At 68.3% G+C, this 24130-nt stretch carries 25 protein-coding genes; 8 read left to right on the top strand and 17 right to left on the bottom strand.

The annotated features are described in order from the left end of the window. Together GR303_RS05750 and GR303_RS05745 are read left to right on the top strand one after the other, a co-directional pair. Positions 1 to 1059 carry an MraY family glycosyltransferase gene (locus GR303_RS05750; protein ID WP_161726327.1) on the top strand — a complete coding sequence of 353 codons (1059 nt, stop codon included), beginning with the start codon at positions 1 to 3 and terminating at the stop codon, positions 1057 to 1059. Beyond that, entirely contained in the window at positions 1056 to 1997 is a 942-nt protein-coding gene (locus GR303_RS05745; RefSeq protein ID WP_161726323.1) for an NAD-dependent epimerase/dehydratase family protein, read from the top strand. Before GR303_RS05750 ends, GR303_RS05745 begins: the two co-directional genes overlap by 4 nt. Here the strand turns inward: GR303_RS05745 and GR303_RS05740 are convergent. The 3 genes from GR303_RS05740 to GR303_RS05730 form a co-directional block, all read right to left on the bottom strand. Beyond that, positions 1930 to 3894 carry a nucleoside-diphosphate sugar epimerase/dehydratase gene (locus GR303_RS05740; RefSeq protein ID WP_161726322.1) on the bottom strand — a complete coding sequence of 655 codons (1965 nt, stop codon included), beginning with the start codon at positions 3892 to 3894 and terminating at the stop codon, positions 1930 to 1932. The genes GR303_RS05745 and GR303_RS05740 overlap by 68 nt on opposite strands. A gap of 93 nt (positions 3895 to 3987) precedes the next feature. Continuing rightward, positions 3988 to 4770 (bottom strand): ABC transporter ATP-binding protein, encoded by a 783-nt coding sequence (locus GR303_RS05735; protein ID WP_161747573.1) that lies wholly within the window; start codon positions 4768 to 4770, stop codon positions 3988 to 3990. Beyond that, on the bottom strand, positions 4767 to 5771 hold the full coding sequence (locus GR303_RS05730) for a FecCD family ABC transporter permease (RefSeq protein ID WP_161720974.1): 1005 nt from the start codon (positions 5769 to 5771) through the stop codon (positions 4767 to 4769). The genes GR303_RS05735 and GR303_RS05730 overlap by 4 nt, the downstream gene beginning before the upstream one ends. 440 nt (positions 5772 to 6211) lie before the next feature. Between GR303_RS05730 and GR303_RS05725 the strand changes: the two genes are divergently transcribed. From GR303_RS05725 to GR303_RS05715, 3 genes are all read left to right on the top strand, one after another. Beyond that, positions 6212 to 7366 carry an aminotransferase gene (locus GR303_RS05725; RefSeq protein ID WP_161720975.1) on the top strand — a complete coding sequence of 385 codons (1155 nt, stop codon included), beginning with the start codon at positions 6212 to 6214 and terminating at the stop codon, positions 7364 to 7366. Positions 7367 to 7480: 114 nt separating this feature from the next. Beyond that, positions 7481 to 8569 carry a polyamine ABC transporter substrate-binding protein gene (locus GR303_RS05720; RefSeq protein ID WP_161720976.1) on the top strand — a complete coding sequence of 363 codons (1089 nt, stop codon included), beginning with the start codon at positions 7481 to 7483 and terminating at the stop codon, positions 8567 to 8569. Positions 8570 to 8642: 73 nt separating this feature from the next. Further along, positions 8643 to 9386, top strand: a complete 744-nt coding sequence (locus GR303_RS05715; RefSeq protein WP_161720977.1) for an SIMPL domain-containing protein — start codon at positions 8643 to 8645, stop codon at positions 9384 to 9386. Here GR303_RS05715 and GR303_RS05710 read toward each other — a convergent pair. From GR303_RS05710 to GR303_RS05665, 10 genes are all read right to left on the bottom strand, one after another. Then, a complete protein-coding gene (locus tag GR303_RS05710; RefSeq protein WP_161720978.1) occupies positions 9383 to 11374 on the bottom strand; it encodes a methyl-accepting chemotaxis protein in 1992 nt (663 codons plus the stop codon). The genes GR303_RS05715 and GR303_RS05710 overlap by 4 nt on opposite strands. Positions 11375 to 11489: 115 nt before the next feature. Beyond that, complete coding sequence (ptsN, locus tag GR303_RS05705) at positions 11490 to 11948, bottom strand: PTS IIA-like nitrogen regulatory protein PtsN (RefSeq protein ID WP_161720979.1); 459 nt, start codon at positions 11946 to 11948, stop codon at positions 11490 to 11492. Positions 11949 to 12030: 82 nt separating this feature from the next. After that, positions 12031 to 12609: a ribosome hibernation-promoting factor, HPF/YfiA family gene (gene hpf / locus GR303_RS05700; protein WP_161720980.1), complete on the bottom strand. Its 579-nt coding sequence runs from the start codon at positions 12607 to 12609 to the stop codon at positions 12031 to 12033. Positions 12610 to 12725: 116 nt separating this feature from the next. Next, positions 12726 to 14150 carry an RNA polymerase factor sigma-54 gene (rpoN, locus tag GR303_RS05695; protein WP_161720981.1) on the bottom strand — a complete coding sequence of 475 codons (1425 nt, stop codon included), beginning with the start codon at positions 14148 to 14150 and terminating at the stop codon, positions 12726 to 12728. A 206-nt stretch (positions 14151 to 14356) separates the two neighbouring features. After that, entirely contained in the window at positions 14357 to 15298 is a 942-nt protein-coding gene (gene lptB / locus GR303_RS05690) for an LPS export ABC transporter ATP-binding protein (RefSeq protein WP_201751902.1), read from the bottom strand. Beyond that, positions 15252 to 15899, bottom strand: coding sequence for an LptA/OstA family protein (locus GR303_RS05685; protein ID WP_246205211.1), 648 nt, complete (start codon positions 15897 to 15899; stop codon positions 15252 to 15254). The genes lptB and GR303_RS05685 overlap by 47 nt, the downstream gene beginning before the upstream one ends. Then, positions 15896 to 16612: an LPS export ABC transporter periplasmic protein LptC gene (gene lptC / locus GR303_RS05680; RefSeq protein WP_161720983.1), complete on the bottom strand. Its 717-nt coding sequence runs from the start codon at positions 16610 to 16612 to the stop codon at positions 15896 to 15898. The genes GR303_RS05685 and lptC overlap by 4 nt, the downstream gene beginning before the upstream one ends. A gap of 128 nt (positions 16613 to 16740) precedes the next feature. Continuing rightward, positions 16741 to 17355 (bottom strand): ribonuclease D, encoded by a 615-nt coding sequence (locus tag GR303_RS05675; protein WP_161720984.1) that lies wholly within the window; start codon positions 17353 to 17355, stop codon positions 16741 to 16743. A 203-nt stretch (positions 17356 to 17558) separates the two neighbouring features. Continuing rightward, complete coding sequence (locus tag GR303_RS05670; RefSeq protein ID WP_161720985.1) at positions 17559 to 17975, bottom strand: hypothetical protein; 417 nt, start codon at positions 17973 to 17975, stop codon at positions 17559 to 17561. A gap of 79 nt (positions 17976 to 18054) precedes the next feature. Next, the gene (locus GR303_RS05665; protein WP_161720986.1) at positions 18055 to 18453 is read right to left on the bottom strand and encodes a response regulator; all 399 of its coding nucleotides are present in this window, start codon (positions 18451 to 18453) and stop codon (positions 18055 to 18057) included. A 278-nt stretch (positions 18454 to 18731) separates the two neighbouring features. On the opposite strand from GR303_RS05665, the gene GR303_RS05660 reads away from it, so the two are divergent. Continuing rightward, positions 18732 to 19280 (top strand): sigma-70 family RNA polymerase sigma factor, encoded by a 549-nt coding sequence (locus GR303_RS05660; protein ID WP_161720987.1) that lies wholly within the window; start codon positions 18732 to 18734, stop codon positions 19278 to 19280. 146 nt (positions 19281 to 19426) lie between these two features. Here GR303_RS05660 and GR303_RS05655 read toward each other — a convergent pair whose 3' ends face one another. The 3 genes from GR303_RS05655 to GR303_RS05645 form a co-directional block, all read right to left on the bottom strand. After that, a complete protein-coding gene (locus tag GR303_RS05655; RefSeq protein WP_161720988.1) occupies positions 19427 to 19873 on the bottom strand; it encodes a hypothetical protein in 447 nt (148 codons plus the stop codon). A 61-nt stretch (positions 19874 to 19934) separates the two neighbouring features. Beyond that, complete coding sequence (locus tag GR303_RS05650) at positions 19935 to 20450, bottom strand: Hsp20/alpha crystallin family protein (RefSeq protein WP_161720989.1); 516 nt, start codon at positions 20448 to 20450, stop codon at positions 19935 to 19937. 108 nt (positions 20451 to 20558) lie between these two features. Next, entirely contained in the window at positions 20559 to 21044 is a 486-nt protein-coding gene (locus GR303_RS05645; protein WP_161720990.1) for an Hsp20 family protein, read from the bottom strand. Positions 21045 to 21261: 217 nt separating this feature from the next. On the opposite strand from GR303_RS05645, the gene GR303_RS05640 reads away from it, so the two are divergent. Then, the gene (locus GR303_RS05640) at positions 21262 to 21423 is read left to right on the top strand and encodes a hypothetical protein (protein WP_161720991.1); all 162 of its coding nucleotides are present in this window, start codon (positions 21262 to 21264) and stop codon (positions 21421 to 21423) included. A gap of 106 nt (positions 21424 to 21529) precedes the next feature. Then, on the top strand, positions 21530 to 23284 hold the full coding sequence (locus tag GR303_RS05635) for an adenylate/guanylate cyclase domain-containing protein (RefSeq protein WP_161720992.1): 1755 nt from the start codon (positions 21530 to 21532) through the stop codon (positions 23282 to 23284). A 9-nt stretch (positions 23285 to 23293) separates the two neighbouring features. Here the strand turns inward: GR303_RS05635 and GR303_RS05630 are convergent, their stop codons facing one another. Continuing rightward, positions 23294 to 24049 carry a HugZ family pyridoxamine 5'-phosphate oxidase gene (locus GR303_RS05630; RefSeq protein WP_161720993.1) on the bottom strand — a complete coding sequence of 252 codons (756 nt, stop codon included), beginning with the start codon at positions 24047 to 24049 and terminating at the stop codon, positions 23294 to 23296. Positions 24050 to 24130: the final 81 nt, after the last annotated feature.

Raw genomic sequence — 24130 nt, 5'->3', positions numbered from 1 at the left:
ATGGTCCCCGTCGAGATCCTGCTGTTGCCGATCCTGCTCCTGACTCTGTTTGCGTCGGCGCTCGTCTCAGCCCTCCTGATCCTTCTTCTGAAGCCGTTGCTCGTCCGCTATGCGCTGGCGCGTCCCAATGCGCGCTCAAGCCACAAGATACCGACGCCGCAAGGCGGTGGAATTGCAGTAATTGGCGCCTGTCTCCTTGTGGCAGGCGGAATCCTGCTGACGGGCTTTCCGGTACACACATTTCCCATCGTGGCCGCAGCCGCCGTGATCCTCGCCTTCGTCGGTGCGGTGGATGACATCCGTCCTCTGCCTGCGGTCCCACGCCTGCTGCTGCAGATGGCAGCCGTCACGGCAGTCGTGGGGACGAGCGGCGTGCGGGTCCTGCCGGAGACCGTTCCTGTCATCGCCGAGCAGACGCTCCTGATCCTCGGCGGGGTCTGGTTCGTGAACCTCGTCAACTTCATGGATGGGCTCGATTGGATCACCGTGGCCGAGATGGTGCCGATCACGGCCTCCATTCCCATTCTGTATTTCATCGCCGGCGATCCTTTGCCCGCTGAGGCCGTCACTCCAGAGGTTTTCTATGTGGCCGCCGCCCTTTGCGGCGCGCTCCTCGGCTTCGCGCCCTTCAACAAGCCCGTCGCAAAACTCTTCCTCGGCGACGTGGGCTCGCTGCCCATCGGGCTGCTCGTCGGCTGGATGCTGCTGGAACTCGCCGGAACCGGCGCGCTCGCGGCCGCTCTCCTGCTGCCGCTCTACTACCTGATGGACGCCACCATCACCCTGCTGCGCCGCCTCGCCCGCGGCGAAAAGGTGTGGGAGGCCCATCGCAGCCATTTCTACCAGAAGGCCACCGACAACGGCTTCTCGGCAATGCAAGTCAGCGCCCATGTGTTCGGGCTCAACCTTGTCCTCGCCGCCCTCGCCGCTATGACACTGATCTGGCCCTCTGCCGCGGTGCAGATCGCAGCGCTCGCTTCAGGGGGCGTTCTCGTCGGCCTGGTTCTCAGGCGCTTCTCCCGTCCGCGCGCAACAGCTCCCCTGGAGGTTTCCCGATGAATGCACCCCTCATTGCCCTCACCGGCGCGACGGGCTTCATCGGACGGCACCTTCTCGCGGAACTGCCCAAGCGCGGCTACCGGGTCCGCGTGCTGCTGCGCCGGCCCTCCGAGGTTCCGGAGGGCGCATCGAGCGCCGTCATCGGCGACATCGCCTCGCCCCACAACATGGCGGCCGCCTTGCGCGACGTGGACATGGTGATCCACTCGGCGGGCTTGGCCCATGCCATGTCCGGGCGGCCGGAGGACGATTACCGCAGCATCAACGCGGAGGCGACCGTGAAGCTCGCCCAGTCCGCCGAGCGGGCGGGCGTCAAGCGCTTCGTCTTTCTCTCCTCCATCCGCGCCCAGAGCGGCCCCTCGGCCGAGGGCGTGCTGACGGAGGAGATGGAGCCTCGGCCCACCGATGCCTATGGCCGCTCCAAGCTCGAGGCGGAACGGGGCCTGGCGGAACTCGACCTCGACTGGGCGGCCCTGCGTCCGGTTCTCGTCTACGGCCCAGGCGTGAAGGGCAACATGGCCGCGCTCCTTTCCCTCGCCATGAAGCCCTGGCCCCTGCCGCTCGGCGGGCTGACGGCGAAGCGCTCGCTGCTGTCCCTCGACAATCTGGCGGCGGCGATGGACACCCTGCTGAAGGCGCCTGGCTCCTTGAGGCGCCCCTTCATCGCGGCCGATCCGGAGCCGGTCACGATCCCTGAGATGGTCACCGCCCTGCGCAAGGGCCTGGGGCGCGGGCCGGGGCTGGTGCCGGTGCCCGCCTTCGCGCTGAAGGGCGCGGCGGCTCTGGCGGGAAAAGGCGAGGCCTACGAGCGCCTGGCGGGCTCGCTGGTCGCGAGTTCCGAGGCACTCCGGAAGCTGGGATGGCAGCCGGTCACTTCGACGCGAGACGGGCTTGCGGAACTGGCGCGGCGGGCGGCGGCGCAGGCTTCCGGCGCTTGAACTCGGGGATAGCCTCCTCGAACACCCGCTCGGCCAGGGCGCGGTCGCCCTCCGCCACCGCGCGGGCGAGGAGCTTCAGCCACTGATCGACCCGCGTGCGGTCGGCGAAGATGGGCTTGGCGGCCATGACGCCGTCGATGCCGATCTCCGTGCGCGGCTCCTCGCGGGCAAACAGGATCTCGTGCAGGCGCTCGCCGGGGCGGGTGCCGGTCACCGCGATCTCGATGTCCTCGCCGGGCTCGTAGCCGGCGAGGCGGATCATGCGCTCGGCCAGGTCGTAGATGCGCACCGGCTGGCCCATCTTCAGCACATAGACCGAGGCGCGCTCGTCGCCGTTGGACCGCTCCGTCAGCGAGCGGCTCTCCTCCGCATGGGAGGCGGAGGTGAGCACCAGGTCCGCCGCCTCGCGGGTGGTCATGAAGTAGCGCACCATGTCCGGATGGGTGACGGTGACGGGCCCGCCCCGGGCGATCTGCGCCTTGAACTTCGGCACCACGGAGCCCACGGAGCCCAGCACGTTGCCGAAGCGCACGGCGATGGTGCGGGTGGCGCCGTTGCGCCCCATGAACTCCGCGTCCAGCGCCTGCCCGTACATCTCGGCGAAGCGCTTGGTGGCGCCCAGCATCGAGACCGGATCGATGGCCTTGTCGGTGGAGATCATGACGATGGTGGCGGCGCCCGCCTCCACCGCCGCATCGGCCACGTTCACCGAGCCGAACACGTTGGTCTTGATGCCCTCCGTCCAGTTCTTCTCGAGATAGGGCACGTGCTTGAGGGCGGCGGCGTGGAAGACCACGTCGGGCCTGAACTCGCCCATCACCTCGCGCACCCGCTCGCGGTCGCGCACGTCGGCGATGACCCCGTCCACGTTGGTGTCGCTGGACAGAAGCGTCGGGTTCTCGAGGATGTGATGGAGCGAGGGCTCGGAGCTTTCGAGGATGAGCAGGTCGCTGGCGCCGAAGGCCACGACGCGGGTGCAGATCTCCGAGCCGATGGAGCCGCCGCCGCCGGTGACGAGGATGCGCTTGCCGCGGATGAAGGCCTCGAGCCGCTGCCGGTCGATCTGCACGGTGGGGCGCAGGAGCAGGTCCTCGATCTCCAGCGGCGCGAGCTCGGCATCGCGCATGCCCTCGCCAAGGCTCGTGACCCGCACCAGGGGCAGGCCGAGGCGGCGGGCGCGGGCGAGCAGCCGGTCGGGGTTCGCCTCCGGCGTGAGGGCGCCCGGCGTCGCCAGCAGGCGGCGGATCGGGACGCCCCGCTCCTGGAAGTCCTGCACCACCTGGTCGAGGTCGTCGAAGCTGCCGAGCACGGGCACGCCGCGCATGGACTGGCCGAGATCGTCGGCGCGCCAGGACAGGATGCCTCTGGGATGAACCTTCTTGACCGTTCCCGATTCGATGGCGCGCAGGATCACCTCGATGTCGCTGCCGCGCCCGAGCAGCAGGGTCGGCGTGCTGGAATCGCGCTGCAGGGTCTGGCGGGAGCGGGCGTATTTCAGGTAGCGGAAGGCGAGCCGCGGGCCGCCCAGCAGGAACATCTGGACCAGCCAGTAGAGGGCGATCGTGATCTTGCCGAAGAAGAAGGTGCCCAGGAGCTGCGGCGAGACCAGGACGTAATCCACCACCAGCAGGGTCATCGCCAGGATGCTGGAGGCCCGGAAGATGTTGAACAGGTCCGGCAGGGAGGCGAAGCGCCACTTGGAGCGGTAGAGCTGGGAGAACCAGTAGATCACGCCGGCAAAAGCGATGAAGGGCGGCAGGAAGAGGGGGAGATGAACGAGGCGCTCGTTCAGGAGCGACCCCTCGAAGCGCACGAAGAAGGTCGCGAGGACGGCCACGCCCGTCATCACGAGATCATGCACAACGATGAGCGTCTTCTTGAAATCCTGCCGATTCATGATCCTGCCACGTCCCGGCTCCGGGGTATCGGAGGCCTCCGGGCTTTGTCAATGTAACCATGTATCTTTCACAATGCACATGGCGCAGCCCTCTCAAGTCCCGGAAAGGGGGCTCAGCGCCACCACCACGGGACGGCCTGCCTGCCGCAGCACCTCGGCGCGGACCCCGAAGCTTACGGCGATCCGCGCCTCGGTCAGGACCGCCTCGGGAGGCCCCAGCGCTTCGATTTGTCCCTGCCGCAGCAGCAGGATCGTGTCGGCGAAGCGGGCGGCGAGGGTGAGGTCGTGCAGGATGGCGGCCACCGTGGCCCCCTCCCGGGCGCGGTCCTTCAGGGCGCCGAGAACCACGAGCTGGTGGCGCGGGTCGAGGGCCGCGACCGGCTCGTCGGCAAGGAGCACGGGCGCCTGCGTCGCCAGGGCGCGGGCGAGAAGCACGCGGGTGCGCTCCCCGCCGGAGAGCGCCGTGGCGGGGCGATTCTCGAAGCCCTGCAGCCCCACCGCCGCGAGCGCCGCCGCGACGGCCTGCCGGCCGGCTTCGGGCAGGGCCCCGGGCCGCTCGCCGTGCGGCAGGCGGCCGAGGGCGACCACCTCCGCCACCGGCAGCGGCCAGGCGATGCCGCCGCCCTGCGGCAGATAGGCGATGGCCCGCGCCCGCTCCGCGGGGCGCATGCGGTCGACCGGGGCGCCGTTCAGGACGGCCTCGCCCCCGGCCGGGCTCAGCAGCCCGGCGAGCGCCCGCAGCAGGCTCGTCTTGCCGGCACCGTTCGGGCCGACGACGGCCGTGAGGCGGCCGGGCTCCAGGGCGAGGCTCACCCGGTCGAGAACCCGGCGGGCGCCGAGATCCACGCTTAAGGAGCGGGCTTCGACAAGCGTCATGCGGGCGTCTCCAAGAGTTCCGCCTTGCGGCGGGCGATCACCCACAGGAAGAACGGCACCCCGAGCAGCGCCGTGAGCACCCCGACCTTCACCTCCGTGCCGGACGGGATCAGGCGCGCGGCGCAATCCCCCGCGAGCAGCAGCGCCGCGCCGGCAAGCCCCGCAGGCACGAGGGTGCGGGCCGGATCGTAGCCGGTGAGGGGCCGCACCAGATGGGGCGCCACGAGGCCCACGAAGCCGATGGACCCCGCCACCGCCACGGAGGCTCCCGTGCCGATGGCGGCGCCCGCGACGATCAGGCCCCGCAGCCGCGCCACGTCCACCCCGAGGCTCAGGGCCGTCTCCTCGCCCAGCGACAGGGCCCGCAGGCCCGAAGCGGCCTGCAGGATGAGGAGCGAGGCCAGGAGCACGAAGGGCGCGGCCAGCAGCACATGCGTCGCGGAGCGGTCCTCGAAGGAGCCCAGCAGCCAGAACACGATCTCCGTCACCGCGAAGGGATTGGGCGACAGGCTGATGGCGAGCGAGGTGCCCGCTCCGGCGAGGCTCCCCACCGCAAGCCCTGCCAGGACGAGCACCACGACGCTCGCCCCGCGGCCCGCCACGAGAACGACGAGGCCGATGGACAGGAGCGCGCCGAGGATCGCCGCGACGGGAAGGGCCCAGGACAGGGTGCCCACGAGGCCGGAATAGATCACGAGCACCGCCCCGAAGGCCGATGCCTGCGGCGCGCCGAACACCGCCGTGTCGGCGAGCGGATTGCGCAGCAGGCCCTGCAGCGCCGCGCCCGACAGGCCGAAGATCCAGCCGATCATGAGGGCCAGCCATGTCCGCGGCAGCCGGATCTCCCGCACCACGACGCTCGCCGCCCCCTGATCGGACACGAGCGCCTTCACCGCCACCGGCGCCGTGATCGGCGCCGGGCCGATCAGGAGGGAGCCAAGGCTCAAGGCTCCGATGAGGACGGCGAGGCAGGGAATGAGAGGGGATCGGGGACGAGGCATGGGGACGGTTTCATTGACCCTCCCCGATAGAGCATGAAACGCCAGGATGACAAAGCGCCCCTCGCATCGTCATCCCGGACGGCGAAAGCCGATCCGGGATCGCACGACGAGAACAGCGCAAGTTCACCTCTCCCGGTGGGAGAGGTCGCGCCTTCAGGCGCGGGTGAGGGGTTACGCTCTCTCCGGATAGGACACTCACCCCTCACCCCGACCCTCTCCCCTCCTAAGTCGGGTGTTCCCGACTTAGGCGTGCAGGAACGGATCTCGGGTTTTCCCGAGATCCGGGAGAGGGAGACCTGCGTTACATCCTGCTCCCGATCCCGGATCTCCGCCGCGCTCCGTCCGGGATGACCCGAATGGGTCAACAAGGGTTCGATCTCCCGCCGCTCCGTGATACGAAGCCATCAGCGCCTTCCAAGAACTCCGCACGAGAGAGCCGCATGAACCGCCTGTTCGCCAACCTGCCCACCACCGTCTTCGAAGTGATGTCGAGCCTGGCCCGGGAGACCGGGGCTATCAATCTCGGCCAAGGCTTTCCGGACGATCCGGGGCCGGAGGACGTGCGGCGTGCGGCGGCGGATGCGGTGCTCAATGGCTACAACCAGTATCCCTCGATGATGGGCATCCCGGAGCTGCGCACGGCGATCGCCGCCCATTACCGGCACTGGCAGGGGGTCGATCTCGATGCGAACACGGAGGTGATGGTAACCTCGGGCGCCACGGAGGCGCTCGCGGGCGCCATCCTCGGCATCGTGGAGCCGGGCGACGAGGTGGTGCTGTTCGAGCCCATGTACGACGCCTATCTGCCCCTCGTGCGGCTCGCCGGCGGCGTGCCGAAATTCGTCACCCTGCAGCCGCCGCATTTCCGCCTGACGGAGGAGGCGCTCGCAAAAGCCTTCTCGCCGAAGACCAAGGCGGTTGTGTTCAACAACCCGCTCAACCCCACGGCCACCGTGTTCTCCGACGAGGACCTGAACCTCCTGGCCGATTTCTGCCGGAGGTTCGACGCCATCGCGATTTCCGACGAGGTCTGGGAGCATGTGGTGTTCGACGGCAGGCGGCACCGGCCGATCCTGGCGCTGGAGGGCCTGCGCGAGCGCTCGGTGAAGATCGGCTCGGCCGGAAAGATCTTCAGCCTCACGGGCTGGAAGGTGGGCTTCGTCTGCGCCGCGCCGCCGATCATGAAGGTGCTGGCGAAGTCCCACCAGTTCCTCACCTTCACCACCGCGCCGAACCTGCAGCACGCCGTGGCCTACGGGCTTGCCAAGGACGATTCCTACTTCGAGGACATGCGGAAAAACTTCGCCCGCAGCCGCGACCGCTTCACCGACGGCCTGAAGACCCTCGGCTTCGACGTGATCCCGAGCCAGGGCACCTATTTCGTCAACATCGACATCTCGGCCTTGGGGGAAACCGACGACGTCGCCTTCTGCCGCCGGCTCGTGTTGGAGCACGGGGTCGCCGCGATCCCGGTCTCGGCCTTCTACGCGGAGGGGGCGGTGAAGACCGTGGTGCGCTTCTGCTTCGCCAAGAAGGATTCCACCCTCGACGCCGGGCTGGAGCGGCTGGCGAAGGCCATCAAGCGGGCGGCCTGAAAAACCATCCGCCGGGCAATCACTTGAAGGCGATCACTTGGACATTGTTTCTTTGCCCGGAATTTCTTAGCCTGCCCCGGTCGTCACTCTCATCGTGAGGAGTTCCCACCCCTGATGTTCCGTCTTCTCGCTTCCGTCGCCCTCACCGTAGGGCTTGTGACCGGCGCCGCCGCGCAGCAGCAGCGCGTGGTCAACGTCTATAACTGGTCCGACTACGTGGATCCGAAGGCGCTGGACGAGTTCACGAAACAGACCGGCATCAAGGTGGTCTACGACACCTACGACAACAACGAGATCGTCGAGACCAAGCTTCTGGCCGGCAAGTCGGGCTACGACATCGTGGTGCCGTCGGGCCCCTTCGTGCAGCGGCTCATCGGCGCCAAGGTGTTCCAGAAGCTCGACAAGGCGAAGCTGCCCAACCTCGCCAACCAATGGCCGGAGGTGACGCAGCGTCTGGCCGTGTACGATCCCGGCAACCAATATGCCGTGAACTACATGTGGGGCACCACCGGCATCGGCGTGAACGTCAAGAAGGTGAAGGAGATCCTGGGCGACATGCCGCTCAACACCTGGGACCTGGTGCTGAAGCCGGAGATCTCCTCCAAGCTCAAGAGCTGCGGCATCTACATGCTGGACTCGCCCGAGGATCTGTTTCCCGGCGTGCTGGCCTATCTCGGCCTCAACCCCGATTCCAAGCGCACCGAGGACCTGAACAAGGCGGGCGATGCCCTGTTCCGGGTGCGCGGCAACATCCAGAAGTTCCACTCCTCCGAGTACATCAACGCGCTCGCCAACGGCGACATCTGCGTGGCGGTGGGCTATTCCGGCGACATGATCCAGGCCAAGAGCCGGGCCGAGGAGGCCAAGAACGGGGTCGAGGTGAGCTACGTCATCCCGCGCGAGGGCGCGCTGATGTGGTTCGACAGCTTCGTCATCCCGGCGGACGCCAAGAATGTGGCCGAGGCGCATGAGTTCATCAACTTCATGCTCCGCCCGGAGATCGCCGCCATGAACACGAACTTCGTGTCCTACGCCTCCGGCAACCTCGCCGCCAAGCAGCACATCGACAAGGCGATCCTCGACAACCCGGGCATCTATCCGGACGAGGCCACCATGAAGCGCCTCTTCACCAACACGGCCTATGACGAGCGCTCCCAGCGCACCGTCACAAGGCTCTGGACCCGGGTGAAGACCGGCCGTTAATCCGGCGCTCAGATTGGGTCGCGCAGATTCGGCGCGCCCGCCAAGCTCCGTCCACTCGGGCGGAGCTTTTTTCATGAAAGAAGGACGTTTCGTCATGCGTTCGGCCCCCGCAGCCCTCCTTGCCGCCAGCCTCGCCTTTCCCGCCTTCGCCCAGACCCCTGCTCCGCGCCAGCCCACGATCGGCGTGATGGGCACCGGCGAGGCGGAGCTGAAGCCCGATTTCGCGCGCATCCATGTGACGGTGGAAACCCGGGCCGACACGGTGGCCCAGGCCAGTGCCGCCAACAGCACGGCGACGGAGCGGGTGCTCGCCCGCATCCAGAGCCTCGGGGTCAAGCGGGAGGACATCCGCACCGCCAATTTCCAGGTGTTCCGGACGCCGCCCCAGGCGGGACCCGACGGCAAGGAGATCAAGGCGCCGCGGTTCTCGGCCCACCACCAGCTGCGCATCACCACCCGCGACCTCGACGGTGTCGGGCGCCTGGCCGGCGAGATCCTGTCGAGCGGCGACATGACGTTCCAGGCGGTCAGCTTCGGTCTCGACCGGCAGGAGGAGGGCGGCGCCCGCGCCCGCGAGGCGGCCGTGCAGGACGCGAAGCGCCAGGCGGAGGTCTATGCGAGGGCGGCCGGCGTGTCGCTCGGCCGCCTGGTCGAGATCCGGGACGGCTCGGCCCAGCCCTTCGAGCCCCAGCCCGAGATGGGCGCGCGGATGCGCATGGCGGCGTCAGGCGCCGAAGCGGTGCCGATCGTGCCGCCGGCAACGATCCGCTACACGGCCAACGTGCAGCTCGTCTGGGAGATCGCCGGGCAGCCTTAGGCCGCCCGGACGCTGTTGAGGAACTGGTGGATTTCGGCGCCGAGGCGCTGCGCCTGACGCTCCAGGGTCTCGGAAAGGTCCGCCACCGCCTTGGCCGCCTCGAGGGATTGCAGGGCCACGCCCTGGGTCGTCTCAATGGCGGAGGTGCCCGCCTGCGCCTCGGTGGAGACCTGGGCCACGGACTGGGCGATCTCGGACACGGCGGCCGTCTGCTGGCCCACGGTTCCGGCCACGGTGGAGACCACGCCGGCGAGATCCTCCACGGAGGCCTGCACGGTGCCGAGCGCCACGAGGGTCTCGCGGGAGGCGGCCTGCACCGCCTCGATCTGCCGGGCGATCTCCTCGGTGGCCTTGGCGGTCTGGCCCGCCAGGTCCTTCACCTCGTTGGCCACCACGGCGAAGCCCTTGCCGGCCTCGCCGGCCCGCGCCGCCTCGATGGTGGCGTTGAGCGCCAGGAGGTTCGTCTGGGCCGCGATGGTGCGGATGAGGCCCGCCACCTCGCCGATCTGGCTGGTCGCGGCGGACAGGGCGGTCATGCTGCTCGACGCTCCCCGCGCCTCGGCGACGGCGCGCTCGGAGGCCTGGGCCGAGGCGCTCGTCTGAGCGGCCACCTCGGCGAGCGAGGCGTCGAGCTCCTCGGCGGCGCTCGCCACCGCCGACATGTTCTGCGCCGTGCGCATAGAGGCGCTGCCCGCGATCTGCGCCTGCCGGGTGACGTGATTGGCCGAGCCTTCGAGCTGGCTCGACGCCTGGGCGAGATCCCCCGTGACCTGGCGAACCTCCGCCAGGATCTGCTCGACGGAGGCGTCGAAGGCGGCGATGGCGCCGGAGATCGCATGGGCGCGCTCCGCATCGAGCGCCGCCATGCCCTCGCGTTCACGGGTGAGCCGCTCGCGCTCCCGGGCGTTGTCGCGGAACACGAGGACGGTGCGGGCCATGGCGCCGATCTCGTTGGCGGCGGAGGTGGACGGGATGTCGACGCTCGCATCGCCGTCCGCAAGCCGCTGCATGGCCTGCTGGAGCCGGGTGAGCGGCAGGGAGATCGAGCGGCCGACGAGGAAGTTCAGGATCAGGCCCAGCAGCAGCGTGACGCCCATGGCCCAGAGGATGAGGGAGAAGGTGCGGTTCTGCGAGGCGGTGAGCTGCTCCTCCGTCTGATGCGCCTCCGCGCGCACCTTGGCGAGGAGCTGGTCGAGAACCGGCACGAGCAGGTCGAACTGGCCCATCAGCTTCTCGCCCTGCCCGGAAACCTGGCGCTCCAGCTCGCCCCAGGCCTGGAAGGCGGTCTGGAACTCCGTGCTGGCGGCCTCGATTGCGGCCTTCTCCTTGGCGGCCTCGCCCGAGAGCTGGGCCAGGGCGCGGGCGAACCGGCCCTGCTCCACGTCGAAGGCCGCCATGATGCTCTCCTCGAGCAGGATGCGGGCGCGGGCCTCCTGGTTGAACATGCCGAGCGTCGCCGCCCAGAGCCGCCACGTCACCGTCTCGCCGCTGCTGGTCAGGGGGCGCACGGCCCGCTCGAGGGCGGCCTCGGCCTTGAGGAGACGGCCCTGCACGCCCTCGTCGGGCTTGGTGCCGATGGCGGCATAGAGCTTGCCGAGGGCGTTCGCCTGGTCGATCAGGGTGGCGGCATGCTGCTTCAGCGTCGCGATCTCGGGCTCGACCAGGCGCGCCCCGGAGGCGGCGCCCATCGCGTCGAGTTCGGCGGCCATGGCCTTGTGGCGGTCGACGAAGGCCTGCCCGTGATGGCTGAGGCGGCTTGCGGTCCACTCACCGGCGGTGACCTTCAGGGCATCGGCCTGGCCCCGGAAGGCATTGGCCTTCTCGGCCAGGGCGGAATAGGTCTGCTGGGCGGAGAGCGCCCGGTCCACGTCCTGGCGTCCCATCTGGAACACCGCGCCGATCACCGCGAAGCCCAGCACCATCACGCCGCTCAAGGTGGCGACGCGCACCCGTACGGACGGCTGCTTCAACCGAGCCAGAGACGCCATGAGCCCCGAATCCTTTTTGTTACCTTGCGGCAGCAGGATCCGGGAGGAGGGTTAAGGAGGGGTTTACGATGGGTAAGAATGCCGCAGCGAGCGTCCCGTGCCGCTCTTTGCGGCTTCAGGCGGCTTTCGGCAGCTCGGTCATGATGGCGTAGATGGCCGTGGCATCGCGGGTGGCGCGCAGCCGCTCGATGAGCCCCGGCTCGCGCAGCACCCGCGCCACCCGCGCCAGCGCCTTCAGATGATCGGCTCCGGCGCCCTCGGGGGCGAGCAGGAGGAAGAGCACGTCGACCGGCTGGCCGTCGAGGGCCTCGAAGTCGATGGGCTTGTCGAGCCGCGCCACCAGCCCGAAGATCCGGGTCAGGCCCGGCAGCTTGCCGTGGGGAATGGCGATGCCCTCGCCGATCCCGGTGGAGCCGAGCCTCTCCCGCTGCAGCAGGGCCTCGTAGATGGCGCTGCCGGGAAGGCCGGTCAGCCGGGCCGCATGGGAGGCCAGTTCCTGAAGAGCCTGCTTCTTGCCGTTGGCGCGCAGGGCGGGCAGCACGGCTTGAGGGTCTAGAAAATCCAGCAAAGGCATCGATCACGCCGCATTTTGATGTGAAGCCTGGAAGGCCTCTCACCGTTCCACGCAAGAACCGGGCCAGAAGGAGTACCCCCCTTCACGGCTGTGCAGGCGGCGGATCGACCCAGCCGATCGCCCCGTCGCCGCGGCGATATACGACGTTCACGCGTCCGGTGCTAGCGTGGATGAACACCAGAGCCGCCGCTCCCGTCAGATCGAGCTGCATCACAGCGTCGCTGACGGAGAGCCTGTGCAGGGGTTTCGTGGTCTCCGCGATGACGATGGGGTGGTAGCCGTCCTCCTCCACCGTCTCGTCGTTCGGAGCCTCGAAGACCGCATAGGGCACCTCCAGGCTCGCGCCCGCGCGCTCATGACCCGAGCCGGGGCGGTCCTTGAGTCGCTGCTTGTACCGGCGCAGGCGGTTCTCGATTCGGTCCGCCGTGCGGTCGAAGCTGGCATAGGCGTCGGCGGCGAGGCCCGAGGCCTCGAGCGTCATGCCCGAGGTCAGGTGAAGCACGCAGTCGGTGCGGAAGCTGCCGCCGTCGCGGGTGACGGTCACATGGCCGGAATAGCCGCCGTCGAAATACTTGGCCAGGGCGCCGGCCACCCGGGCTTGGACCTGGGACCTGAGAGCTTCGCCGATATCGATGTTCTTGCCCGACACCCTCAACGTCATCCTGTCCTCCTCAGCCTCGCACCCCGCTTCGCGGCGATCGTCGAAGGGTGTGCTCCGAGGGCGATGATGATCCGTCTGCGGGCCAATGCAAGACTTGAAATCCGGGGCCGAAACGGTCAGGCTTGATCTCCGTGCTCCCTGCGGCGGGCTGCGGAGGAGGGGATGCGCAGGGCCTCCCGGTACTTCGCCACCGTGCGGCGGGCGACCTGGATTCCCTCGCCTTTCAGCATCCGGGCGATGGCCTCGTCCGAGAGCACCCGGTCCGGGCTCTCCGCGGCGATCAGCTGGCCGATCCGGTGGCGAACGGCCCTGGCGGCATGCTCGCCCTCGCCCGTGGCCGTGCCGAAGAAGAACTTCATCGGATAGGTGCCGCGCTCGGTGCCCAGCGCCTTGTTCGCCGTCACCCGGGAGACGGTGGATTCGTGCATCCCGATCGCCTCCGCCACGCCCTTCAGCGTCATGGGGCGCAGGGCTCCCACGCCTTCGCGGAAGAACGCCTCCTGCTGGCGCACGATCTCGGCGGCTACCTTGAGGATCGTCCTGGAGCGCTGCTCGAGGCTGCGGGTGAGCCAGCTCGCCGTCTCGAAGCACTCGGCGAGGAAGCGTTTGTCCTCGTCCTTGCGCAGGACCTTGGCGACCTCGGCATAGTAGGTGCGGTTGAGCAGGATGCGGGGCAGGGTGTCGGGATTGAGCTCGACCGCAAGGCTGCCGTCGGAGGCCGCCCGCACCAGCACGTCGGGCACGAGCACCTGGACGGGCGCCGGCGCGAAGGCGAGGCCCGGCCTCGGGTTCAGCCGGCGGATCTCGGCCAGCATGTCGGCAAGATCCTCCTCATCGACGCCGCACGCCTTGCGCAGGGCGGCGAGGTCCCGTCGGGCGAGAAGGGGGAGATGATCGAGCAGGGCCTGCATCGCCGGATCGAGCCGGTCGCGCTCCTTCAGCTGGATCGCCAGGCACTCGGCAAGATCGCGCGCGCCCACGCCGGAGGGCTCGAGGGTCTGGACGAGCCGCAGCGCCGCCTCGGCATCCTCCATGCCGATTCCCAGGCGGCCTGCGATCGCCGCCAGATCCTCGGCGAGGTAGCCGGCCTCGTCGAGGGCGTGGATCAGGTGCCGGCCGATCGTGCGCAGGCGCGGATCGGCGGCGGCGAGGTCGAGCTGCGCCTCCAGGTGCTCCGCCAGGCTCGCCGCGCGGACGACGCTGTTCTCGACCTCCGGCCCGAGCTCGTCATGGCCTGCGCCCGGCGCCTGCCCCGATGCGCCCCCCGCCGCCTGCGTTCGCAGGGGCGGCGCTCCGGGTACGATGCGGGAGCCCGCGGCCCGTGCCCTGTCCTTGGCGCGCAGGAAATCGGCCAGGGTCGGCGCCGCCGCGTCGGGCCCCGCGGCGGCCTCCTGCAGGAGGGGATTGCACGCGAGCTCAGCCGCCACGTAGGCCGCCAGCTCCGCCTGGGAGAGCTGCAGCAGCTTGATGGACTGGACGAGCTGGGGGGTGAGGGTCAGGGACTGGCCCTGGCGCAGCTCCAGCCGTTGCATCGCATTCATGACCGCACCCCGGCGTTTCAGGCATGGTTCTTGCATGCCTGTGCCGTTTTACTGCGGCTGGCCGGGCGGCGTCAAAAGGCTGGAGGTTCCCAAAGCCTCGGACCCAAAAGTGCAGATCCACTTTTGGGTCCGAGGCTTTGTCTTTGAGTTAAAGTTAAGAGCATCGCTCCGGTCGGAAAACCGGATCCAGTTTTCCGCACGATGCTCTAGAGCCGGAAATCCTCGCCGAGATAGAGGCGGCGCACGTCCTCGTTGGCCACGATGGCGTCCGGGGTGCCCTCGGTGAGCACGCGGCCGGAATGGATGATGTAGGCCCGGTCGATGAGGCCCAGGGTCTCGCGCACATTGTGATCGGTGATGAGCACGCCGATGCCGCGGCGCGTCAGGTGCCGCACGAGGTTCTGGATGTCGCCCACCGCAATCGGGTCGATGCCGGCGAAGGGCTCGTCGAGGAGCATGAAGGTGGGCTCGCCCGCCAGCGCCCGGGCGATCTCGCAACGCCGCCGCTCGCCGCCCGAGAGGGCGATGGAGGGCGACTTGCGCAGGCGCGTGATGTTGAACTCGTCGAGCAGCGCGTCGAGCTTGCGCTCGCGCTCCTTGCGGCTGGGCTCCACGATCTCGAGCACGGCGCGGATGTTGTCCTCCACGTTGAGGCCGCGGAAGATCGAGGCCTCCTGCGGCAGGTAGCCGATGCCCAGACGGGCGCGCCGGTACATGGGCAGGCCCGTGACGTCGTGGCCGTCGAGGCTGATCACGCCGCGATCCGCCCCGACGAGGCCGGTGATCATGTAGAAGATCGTGGTCTTGCCCGCGCCGTTCGGGCCCAGCAGGCCCACCGCCTCGCCCGCGCGCACGCTCAAGCCCGCATCCTGCACCACGGTGCGGCCGCGATAGCTCTTCTGCAGGCCCTTGACCGCGAGAATGCCGGGTCCGCCGAACACGGCTTCGGCATCCCGGCGCGAATGCGCAACGGGGCCCCTGCCCGCGCCTTGCGGCTCCAGGAGGCTCACGTTCGAAGGACCGGAGGGGGAACGGTTGAAAAGCGGTTTCACAGGATCGTCGCTGGTGGTGGAAGGGTCAAGGCGGGGGAAGCCCCCCGTTTCAGTTCGTGGCCGGCCTCTGTTGCGGCTTGGGCTTGGCGGGCGCATTGGCGCCTCCGCCGGCGCCCGTGGGCGCCGGGCCGCCGCTGCCCGGAACGAACAGGGCTCGCACGCGTCCGCCCGGCGCCGTCTCGATATTGGCGACGCCGGTGTTGATGTCGTAGAGCACCCGCTCGCCCTTGGTGACGTTCGGTCCGTCGCTCAAGGTGGCGTTGCCGGTGAGCAGGATCTTGTTGGAGCCCCGGTCGAAGGTGGCGTTCTCGCCGGTCGCCACCTGGGTGCGCGACACGATGGTGACGGGTCCCTTGCAGTCGATCTTCTTGATGGCGCTGTCGTCGGCTCCCGCCGCCGCCGCAGGCGCGGGCGTGGCCGGGCCGCCGCTCTGGTCGCGCTGCTCGTAGAACACGGTCATGACCGTGCACTTCATGGTGCTCTCGCCCTGGACCGCGACCACATCGCCGGTGAAGACCGCGCGGCCTTCCTTGTCGAAGACGTCGAGCTTGTTGGCATCGATCTTGATCGGCTCCTTGCTGGAGCCGAAATTGCCGAAGCCCACGGCCCGCTCCTTGCTGGCCTGAGCCCAGGCGGCCCCCGGCGGAACGGAGGACAGAAGCGCGAGGGCGAGGGCGGCGCGTGTGAGACTCATCATGGACGAACACTTGTCTGTTGGGGCGCTGGGACGGTCGAGCCCGTGCCGGCAGCCTCCGGGGCGGAGGAGGCGGAATTCGAAGAAGGTTGGATAATGGTGCGGACGCGGCCGGTGAAGCTCATCACCTTGCCGTTGTCGGTGACGCTGAGGCCTTCCGCCTCGATGGTGCCGCTGCCGAAGGACACGACCACGGGTTCGTTGGAGGTCACGGAGCCGGACTTGAAACGCACGAAGGCCGAGCGGAGCTTGACCTCGTGGCCGGCATCCGTGGTGACCACGATGTTGTCGCGCAGCCGCATCTGCTCCCGCTTGGTGTCGAGCACGCCGCTGGCGGCCTGGAGCCGGGCCACGGTGCCGCGCTCGTCGGTGACGATGCGCGCCTTCAGGTCCTTGAGCTGCACGAAGTTCGGCTTGCGCACGTCCTGGGTGGCGGCGCTGGCCGTCACCTCATAGGGGCGGTTGTCGTTCTTGAAGCCGGTCAGCTTCGGGCTTTCCATGGTGACGTTGGTGCCGCTCACCCCGATGGAGCCGAAGCTCAGGTTCTCGATCTGCCGGAACGGGTCGTAATAGGCCACGAAGCCCACGGCCGCCATGCCCAGCAGGGAGCCCAGGGGGATGGCGACCTTGGCGAACCGCACCCAGCGCGAGTGGCGGCGGGCGCTCCGGAAGGCGCGCGAGCGTTCGACCGGCCGCAAGGCCGGGCCCTCACCCATTGTGGTGCCCTGAAGTACCGCCACCTGGTCAACCCCCTCCGCCTGACAATCGGCATGGCGCCATGCCGGAGGCTCATGGCGATGTTATGACGGACATAAAGGTTTATGAGGGAAAGTTTAAGTGCCCGTCAAGAATGGGCGAAAATGTCCGTCTCCGCCCAGCCCAGCAGGTCGAGCTGGGCCCGGGTCGGCAGGAAGCTGAAGCATTGATGGGCGATGCCGAGGCGGTTCTCCCGCTCCAGCATGCGGTCGAGCCTCTCCTTCAAGGCGTGCAGGTGCAGCACGTCGGAGGCGGCGTAGTCGAGCTGGGCGGGGGTGAGCGCGTCGGCGCCCCAATCGGAGGATTGCTGCTGCTTCGACAGTTCCACGCCGAGCTGCTCGCGCACGAGATCCTTCAGGCCATGGCGGTCGGTGTAGGTGCGAACGAGGCGCGAAGCGACCTTGGTGCAATAGACCGGGCGCGGCATGACCCCGAAGGTATGGAAGAGAACCGCCAGGTCGAAGCGGGCGTAATGAAAGATCTTAAGCACGCTCTCGTCGGAGAGCACGCGGATGAGATTCTCCGGCAGGGGGTCGCCCTTCACGATCTGCACCACGTCCGCCGTGCCGTCGCCGGTGGAGACCTGCACCACGCACAGGCGGTCGCGATGCGGGTTGAGGCCGAGGGTCTCGGTGTCGACGGCGATGGCGGAGCCGGGCTGGTAATCCGCGGGCAGGTCGCCGCGATGGAAGCGTGCTGTCATGGGTCATCCAGGGATGGGCTGCTGCAGCTCTAGAGCTGTTTCCATTCAGATGGAATCATCTCTTTTCTTCGCGTGCCGCATTTTTTGACGGCGAACCGGATCCACTTCGCCGAAAAATGCTCCAGCCTGTCCGGGCGGCGGCTTCAACGGACGGCAAAAGCCCCGCGGCTGCGGGGCTTTCGGGTGACGACGGAGGGAAAGCCTCAGTAGCAGGTCTCGATCCGCCGGACGACCACGCGCCCGTAGGGGTTCACGAACCGGCGCCGCTCGACGAAGCAGCGGCGCGGCGCGTAGGCGACCGGGCGGTAATAGGCCGGGGCATAGTAGGGATTGGCCGCCGCGCTCGCGATGGCGCCCAGAGCCAGTCCGCCGATCAGGCCCGCCGCCAGGGCGCCTCCGGCGGAGTGGCGGCGATAATAGGGATAGCCGTAGCGGTATCCGTAATAGCGCGGGCCGAAATAAGCCCGCGGCGCATAGCCGTAAGAGGGGCGATAGCCCCATCCGGCGTGATGGTGGCGATAGCCCCAATAGGGCTGGGCCTCGGCCGGCGCGGGCTGAACGATCATCGATCCGGCCAGGGCAAGGCCCGCAGCCAGCAGGGTTTTGAACGACACGTTCATGGTGTCCTCCCAGGAGCAGGAACCTCCATGACAACGGCGCGCGAAGCCCTGATGTTCCTCGTTTGTCTCGGGTCCCTCCTTACGGCCGGTGCGCGACGACGATGGGCTCAGCGGCCGGCTTTTCAGGTGCGGCCAGGCGTCCGAGAACCTCCGCCAGGGTTTCGCGGCTCACGGGCTTCTCAAGCCACGGAACGCCCTTGAACTCGGCGGGGCAGTCGGCGCTCGAGGGCAGGCCCGAATAGACCGCGAAGGGCACCCCGAGGGTCCTGAGCGTCCGGGCCACCTCCAGGGAGGTGCCGTCCCTGATCATGATGTCGAGGACGGCGATGTCGGGCACATCGCCCTCGAGCCATCGCAAGGCCTCGGCCTTGCTCATGAAGACGCCGGCTACGGCATAACCCGCGTCTTCCAGGAAGGCCTCCAGGGACATGCCGATGAGGGCCTGGTCTTCCACGATGATGCAGCGGGCCTGAGTCATGGGGTTCCTTACGGGCCGGCGGGGCAGGCGTTTCGCGGTCGGCAGGGACTGACGATGCATGGGTTCCGGCTCAATAAAAGTAGCTCCGACTGCGGTCCGTCTCATTGCCACATGTAAAGCTTGACCGCAGATCGGGGCCGATTTCGGTCGCTCCCTTGATTCCCGGCGATTCCCTCCCGACATCTGGCGCGGATCAAGGCCAAGCTTCGCATAGGTTAATGCGGCTGGAGCCCGGGAAGGGCCTTCTAGAAAGCTCGATTCGTAGGGTTGGACGAGTAATGGCTGAAAACTCCCCGAAGGAGCAGATGCTCAAGGCCATTCCGCACCTGCGGGCCTTCGCCATCTCCCTCTCCGGCAGCGTCGACAAGGCGGACGACCTCGTTCAGGGCGCCCTGCTGAAAGGCCTCACCCACCTCGACAAGTTCGAGCCGGGCACCAGCATGCAGGCCTGGCTCTTCACGATCCTGCGCAACGATTTCCTCACCCAGGCCCGCCGGAAGAAGCGCGAAGTCGAGGACCCGGAGGGCGCCTGGGCGGAGAACGTCGCCGTCATGCCCGACCAGGGCGTGCGGCTCGACGTCAAGGACATGCTGAGGGCCTTGAGCAAGCTGCCGGTGGAGCAGCGCGAGGCCCTGCTCCTGGTGGGCGCGGAGGGGCTGTCCTACGAGGATGCGGCCCGCATCTGCGGCACAAACATCGGCACCATCAAGAGCCGCATCAACCGTGCCCGCAACCGCCTGGCGGAACTGATGAGCTTCGAGTCGGACGACGATCTCGGCCCCGACCGTCTCGTGAAGGCCGCTCTCTTCATGCACGCCTCGCCTTGAGGCCTTCCGGCCGATAGGCCCGGCACCGGGCCGAAGCCCGATGCCAAGCCCCATATCTCAATGTCAGGCGGTCTTCGCCGGAGGATTGCCGTGGAGCAGCCACAGCTCGACGGCAGCCACGATGGCGATCGCCAGGCCGATTCCGATCACAGAGTGATGCATGAAACCTCCCTCTGGATGATCTTGGCCTTCACCAGCTTCTTCAGAGCGCCGCCGGAGGATCTGCGCGGATGCTGCGCCCTGATCGAGCGTACCGCAGCGCGGTACTCGGATGCCGCACCCGGATCGAACCGGGAGAGGGCGGCGATCACCGCGTCGATCCGCGAGCGCGGCTTCAGCTCGGGCAGGCTCCGGTTCGCCACCTGCTCGAGCACGAGTTCGTCCCGCGCCCAGGACAGCAGCACGGTGCGCTTCTCCTCGTGCGAGAACCAGGGATGCTCCGCGACCTCCGCCGGCGTGCGGAAGACGCCGCCCGGATCCACGAGGGCCTCCGTGTAGGAAGGGGTCGTGGGGCACGACGGGCCGATGGCAGCGGCAAAGGCCTGCTCGCGGCGCAGATCCGTGCGGCTGTCGATCATGGTCTGTTGTGTCATCCGATCCTTTCCTCCGGTGAGCGTGCGGGGCGCCCGGGTTGCCGGGCGCCCGGTCATGAGCCTAGTGCTTGGTCTCCTCGCCCCCGCGGTTGATGGCGATGCGCTTCACCTGCGGGCGGCTCTCCGCCGACTTGGGCAGGGTGACGGTGAGAACGCCGTTCCTGAAGGCGGCGTCGATCTTGTCCTCCTGCACCTCCCAGGGGAGCGGGATGCGGCGCTCGAAGCGGCCATAGGTGCGCTCGCTGAAGGCGCGCTCCTTGTCCTCCACCTCGGACTTCTTCTCGCCGCGGATGGTGAGCACCCCCTCGCCCATCAGCACCTCGACGTCCTTCTCGTCGAGGCCCGGCAGTTCGGCGCAAATCCGCACGTCCTTGTCATTCTCGACGACCTCCACGCTCGGCCAGGCCGCCAGGCGGCCCAGGGCGCCGAACGGGGCCATGTCGAAGCTGCGGAAGACGTCGTCGAAGAGGCGGTTCATCTCCCGATGGAGGGTCATGAAGGGATCGCCCTCCTCGCGGTAGCGGCTCGGGGTCGCCTGATGATTGCGACCCCAGGGAATGAGATCGCGCATGTTCATGATGCTATCCTCCTTCATCCGAGCCCATGAATCCAAGCCCATGAATCCAAGCCCTTGGGTTCGGCGCCGGCGACGCGGCCGGCGCCGTTGCAGCGATGGGAGCCGACCTTACGCGGCCTTGCCGTGCTCGATCTGCGCAGGCTGGTTGTCCTGAGCGAGACTCTTCGCGCCGGCGGACTTGATCTCGATCCGGCGGGGTTTGAGCGCCTCGGGCACCTCGCGCTTGAGGTCGACCGTGAGCAACCCGTTCTCGAGGCTCGCGCCGGTGACCTTCACGTGGTCGGCGAGGTTGAAGGTCTGCTTGAAGGCGCGGGTCGCGATGCCGCGGTGCAGATACTGCTTGCCGTCGTCGGAACCCTTCTTCTGGCCTGTCACGACGAGCTGGCTCTCCTTCTGCACGACCTCGATCTCGTCGGCGGAGAAGCCCGCGATCGCCATGGTGACGACGTACTGGTCCTCGCCCAGCTTCTCGATGTTGTAGGGCGGCCAGTTGGTCATGGACTCGACCTGCGCGGACTGGTCGAGCATGTCGAAGAGACGGTCGAAGCCGACCGTCGAACGGTACAGGGGAGAGAAGTCGAAAGCTGATCTCATCGCCATATCCTCCATTGAGCAACATGGGTCCGAGAGCGCCGGACACCCGCCGGCGCCCGTCCTGCCAAGCCGTTGAAAAGCCTTGGCGTTCTTGATGTTAGGAACGGCTTTTCCGGTTTTCAAGAGGGCGTGAGGACCGGTTTTCGCGGTCGAAACGGGCTGGCCAGCGGGTCCGCATGGCCCTAGCATCGGGGCGCCTCCACAGGGAACGACAGCCATGCTCCGCATCCTCTCCCTTGCCTTGCTCGCCACCGTCGCCGTTCCGTCCTTCGCCACCGAGGCGCCCCGGGAGGACACCGTGATCGCCCAGGAGCAGCGGGCTCCGCAGCAGACCCCGAAGCGGGACTGCGAGAGGAAGCAGGACGAGGGCGTGAGCTAGACGCCCCGCAGGGGAAAGCCCGACGCCGCAGAGATTCGACGGCAGTGACGCTGGACGGCCTTCCCAAACGGAAGCACAATAGCCGCGACCACGCCCTGAGGCTGCCATGGATCCGCAGAAGCAGAAGGTCGAGCGGCGGCTGGCGGCGATCTTTGCCGCCGACGTTGCGGGCTACTCGCGCCTGATGGAGGCCGACGAGGCCGGAACGCTGCGCGCCCTGACCGTCCGGCGCGCGATCATGGACGGTCTCATCGACGAAAACGGCGGACGGATCGCCAACACGGCCGGCGACAGCCTTCTCGCCGAGTTCCCGAGCGCGGTCAGCGCCGTCCAATGCGCGGTCGAGGTCCAGGATCGGCTCGACCAGGAGCCGGAGGGTTCGAGCCTGCGATTCCGGATCGGGGTGCACGTGGGCGACGTGGTGGTGCGGGGCGGCGATCTTCTCGGCGAGGGCGTCAATGTCGCCGCCCGCCTGCAGGAGCTCGCCCGGCCGGGCTGCATCTGCATCTCGGAGACGGCCTATGCCTATGTGCGCAAGCTCCTGCCCTTCACCTTCACGGATCTCGGGCCGCAGAAGGTGAAGAACCTGGAGGAGCCCGTGAGGGCCTATGCCCTCGCCTCGGGCTCCGCGGGCGCAGGCGCTGCGGAATACGGCATGGCCCTGCCTCTCCCGGACCGACCCTCGATCGCGGTGCTGCCCTTCACGAACCTGAGCGGCGACCCGGAGCAGGACTATTTCGCGGACGGCCTGGTGGAGGACATCATCACGGGCCTGAGCCGGGTGCGGTCCTTCTTCGTCATCGCACGCAACTCCTCCTTCACCTACAAGGGCCGCGCGGTGGACGTGAGGCAGGTCTCGCGCGAACTGGGCGTCCGCTACGTGCTGGAGGGCAGCATCCGCAAGGCGGGATCGCGGGTGCGCATCGTGGGCCAGCTCATCGACGGCACCACCGGGCACCATGTCTGGGCCGACCGCTTCGAGGGAGATCTGAGCGACATCTTCGATCTCCAGGATCGGGTGACGGAAAGCGTCGTCGGCGCGGTGGAGCCCAGCATCCGGCTGGAGGAGATCCGCCAGGCCAACAACAAGCCCACCGCCTTCGTGAGCGCCTACGACCTGTATCTTCGCGCCCTGCCCTGCTTCTACAAGATGACACGGGAGGGCTTCGCCGACGTGCGCAAGCTCACCAACGAGGCGCTCAGCATCGATCCCCGCTTCACCCTTGCCAAGGCGCTCGGCGCCTATATCCGCAGCATCTCGGTGAGCCAGTGCTGGCACGAGCCGGACGACATCCGCGTGGCGATCCGCATGGCGCGCGAGGTGATGGCGGAGGCGCGCGACGATCCGACGAGCCTGCGCTTCGCCGCCCAGGTTCTGGCCTACAGCGCCAGGGACTACGAGGCCGCGCTCGCCGCCATCGAGCGCTCCCTCTACCTCAACCCGAACTCCGCCCAGAGCTACACGAGCAGCGGCTGGGTCAACACCCATTCGAGCCGTCCGCTGATCGCCATCGACCACTTCCACAAGGCCATGCGCCTGAGCCCGGTCGATCCCGAGAAGGGCATCGCGCTGTCCGGCATCGGCATGAGCTACCTCATGCTCGAGCAGTTCGAGGACGCGCTGAAATGGGGCGAGATGGCCCTTCGGGAGATGCCGGGCTACGGCTCGTCCTACCGGGTCGTCATCGGAGCGCTGGTGGGGCTCGGGCGCCTCGACGAGGCCAGGGCTGCCGCAAATCGCCTGATGGAGGCCTTTCCCACCTATACCCTCACCCTGCAGCGCCAGATCAATCCCTGGCGCGACCAGGCCTTCGGCCAGCGCTACCTCGACGCGCTCCAGCTCGCCGGCGTTCCGGAGTGACGGCGGTCCTCAGCCCTCCCGGCCCCTCGCCTCGTTCGCAAGCCTGATCAGCATCGGCCGCACCTCGTGCGGGCCGGTGAGCGGCTTCGGGAAAGGCAGGCGCAGGATCTCGTCGCCGAGCGCCATCTGGATCCCTTCCGGATCGATGCCGACGAGGCGCCAGGCGCCCTCGCGGGCGCCGCAGAGCCGCATGGCGTAGAGCGCCACCGCATCGGCGTGATCCTCGTTCATGTGCGCGATGGCTCCGGCCTCGAAATCGTAGAAGTCGAAGAAACCGGAAATGTCCGTGAGCAGGTCCTCCTTCGCCATGCGATAGGCGCGGCCGAAGCCGCCGTTGAGACTGCCTGAAGCCACGTCCAGGCGCCAGAAGGCGAAGTCGGGGAAATCCACGTAAAGCTCGGCCTTCGGGTGCTGCAGCAGGTAGCGGCGGCGGATCGCCTGCGCCTCCCCGCTCTCCCGCTCCAGGCGCCGGGCCCTGGCCAGAAGGGTCAGGCGCGGATGGGCCAGGGGATCGCCCTTGCCGACGGCGGAGAGAAGCAGCGAGCAGCGCGGATCCGCCTCCAGAAGCCGGGTATGCAGGGAGAGCTGCGAGGTCAGGATCACGGGCGCGCCGTCGAGGTCCGTGCCCACCTGCACGAGGCTGGAAAAGGGCGTGCCGCTCCCGGCATCGTTGGTGGCCAGAGCCCCCGAGCGCGCGGTGCGCATGAGCCTCTTGGCAAGCCCGCGGGCCTCGTCGTCGACGGGCAGAACCGGATCCTTCGCCATGCGCCTCGATCTCCCTGCATCCCGGATGGCCCGATCGAGGAATAGATGGACCGGCCGCCGCCCCGCCTCAAGCCCCGGGCG

This window comes from Microvirga arsenatis, assembly GCF_009910705.1.
In the GTDB taxonomy this organism is placed as follows: domain Bacteria; phylum Pseudomonadota; class Alphaproteobacteria; order Rhizobiales; family Beijerinckiaceae; genus Microvirga; species Microvirga arsenatis.
The sequence above is the reverse complement of the archived record's forward strand: the minus strand, read 5'-3'. Positions and strand labels throughout refer to the sequence as shown.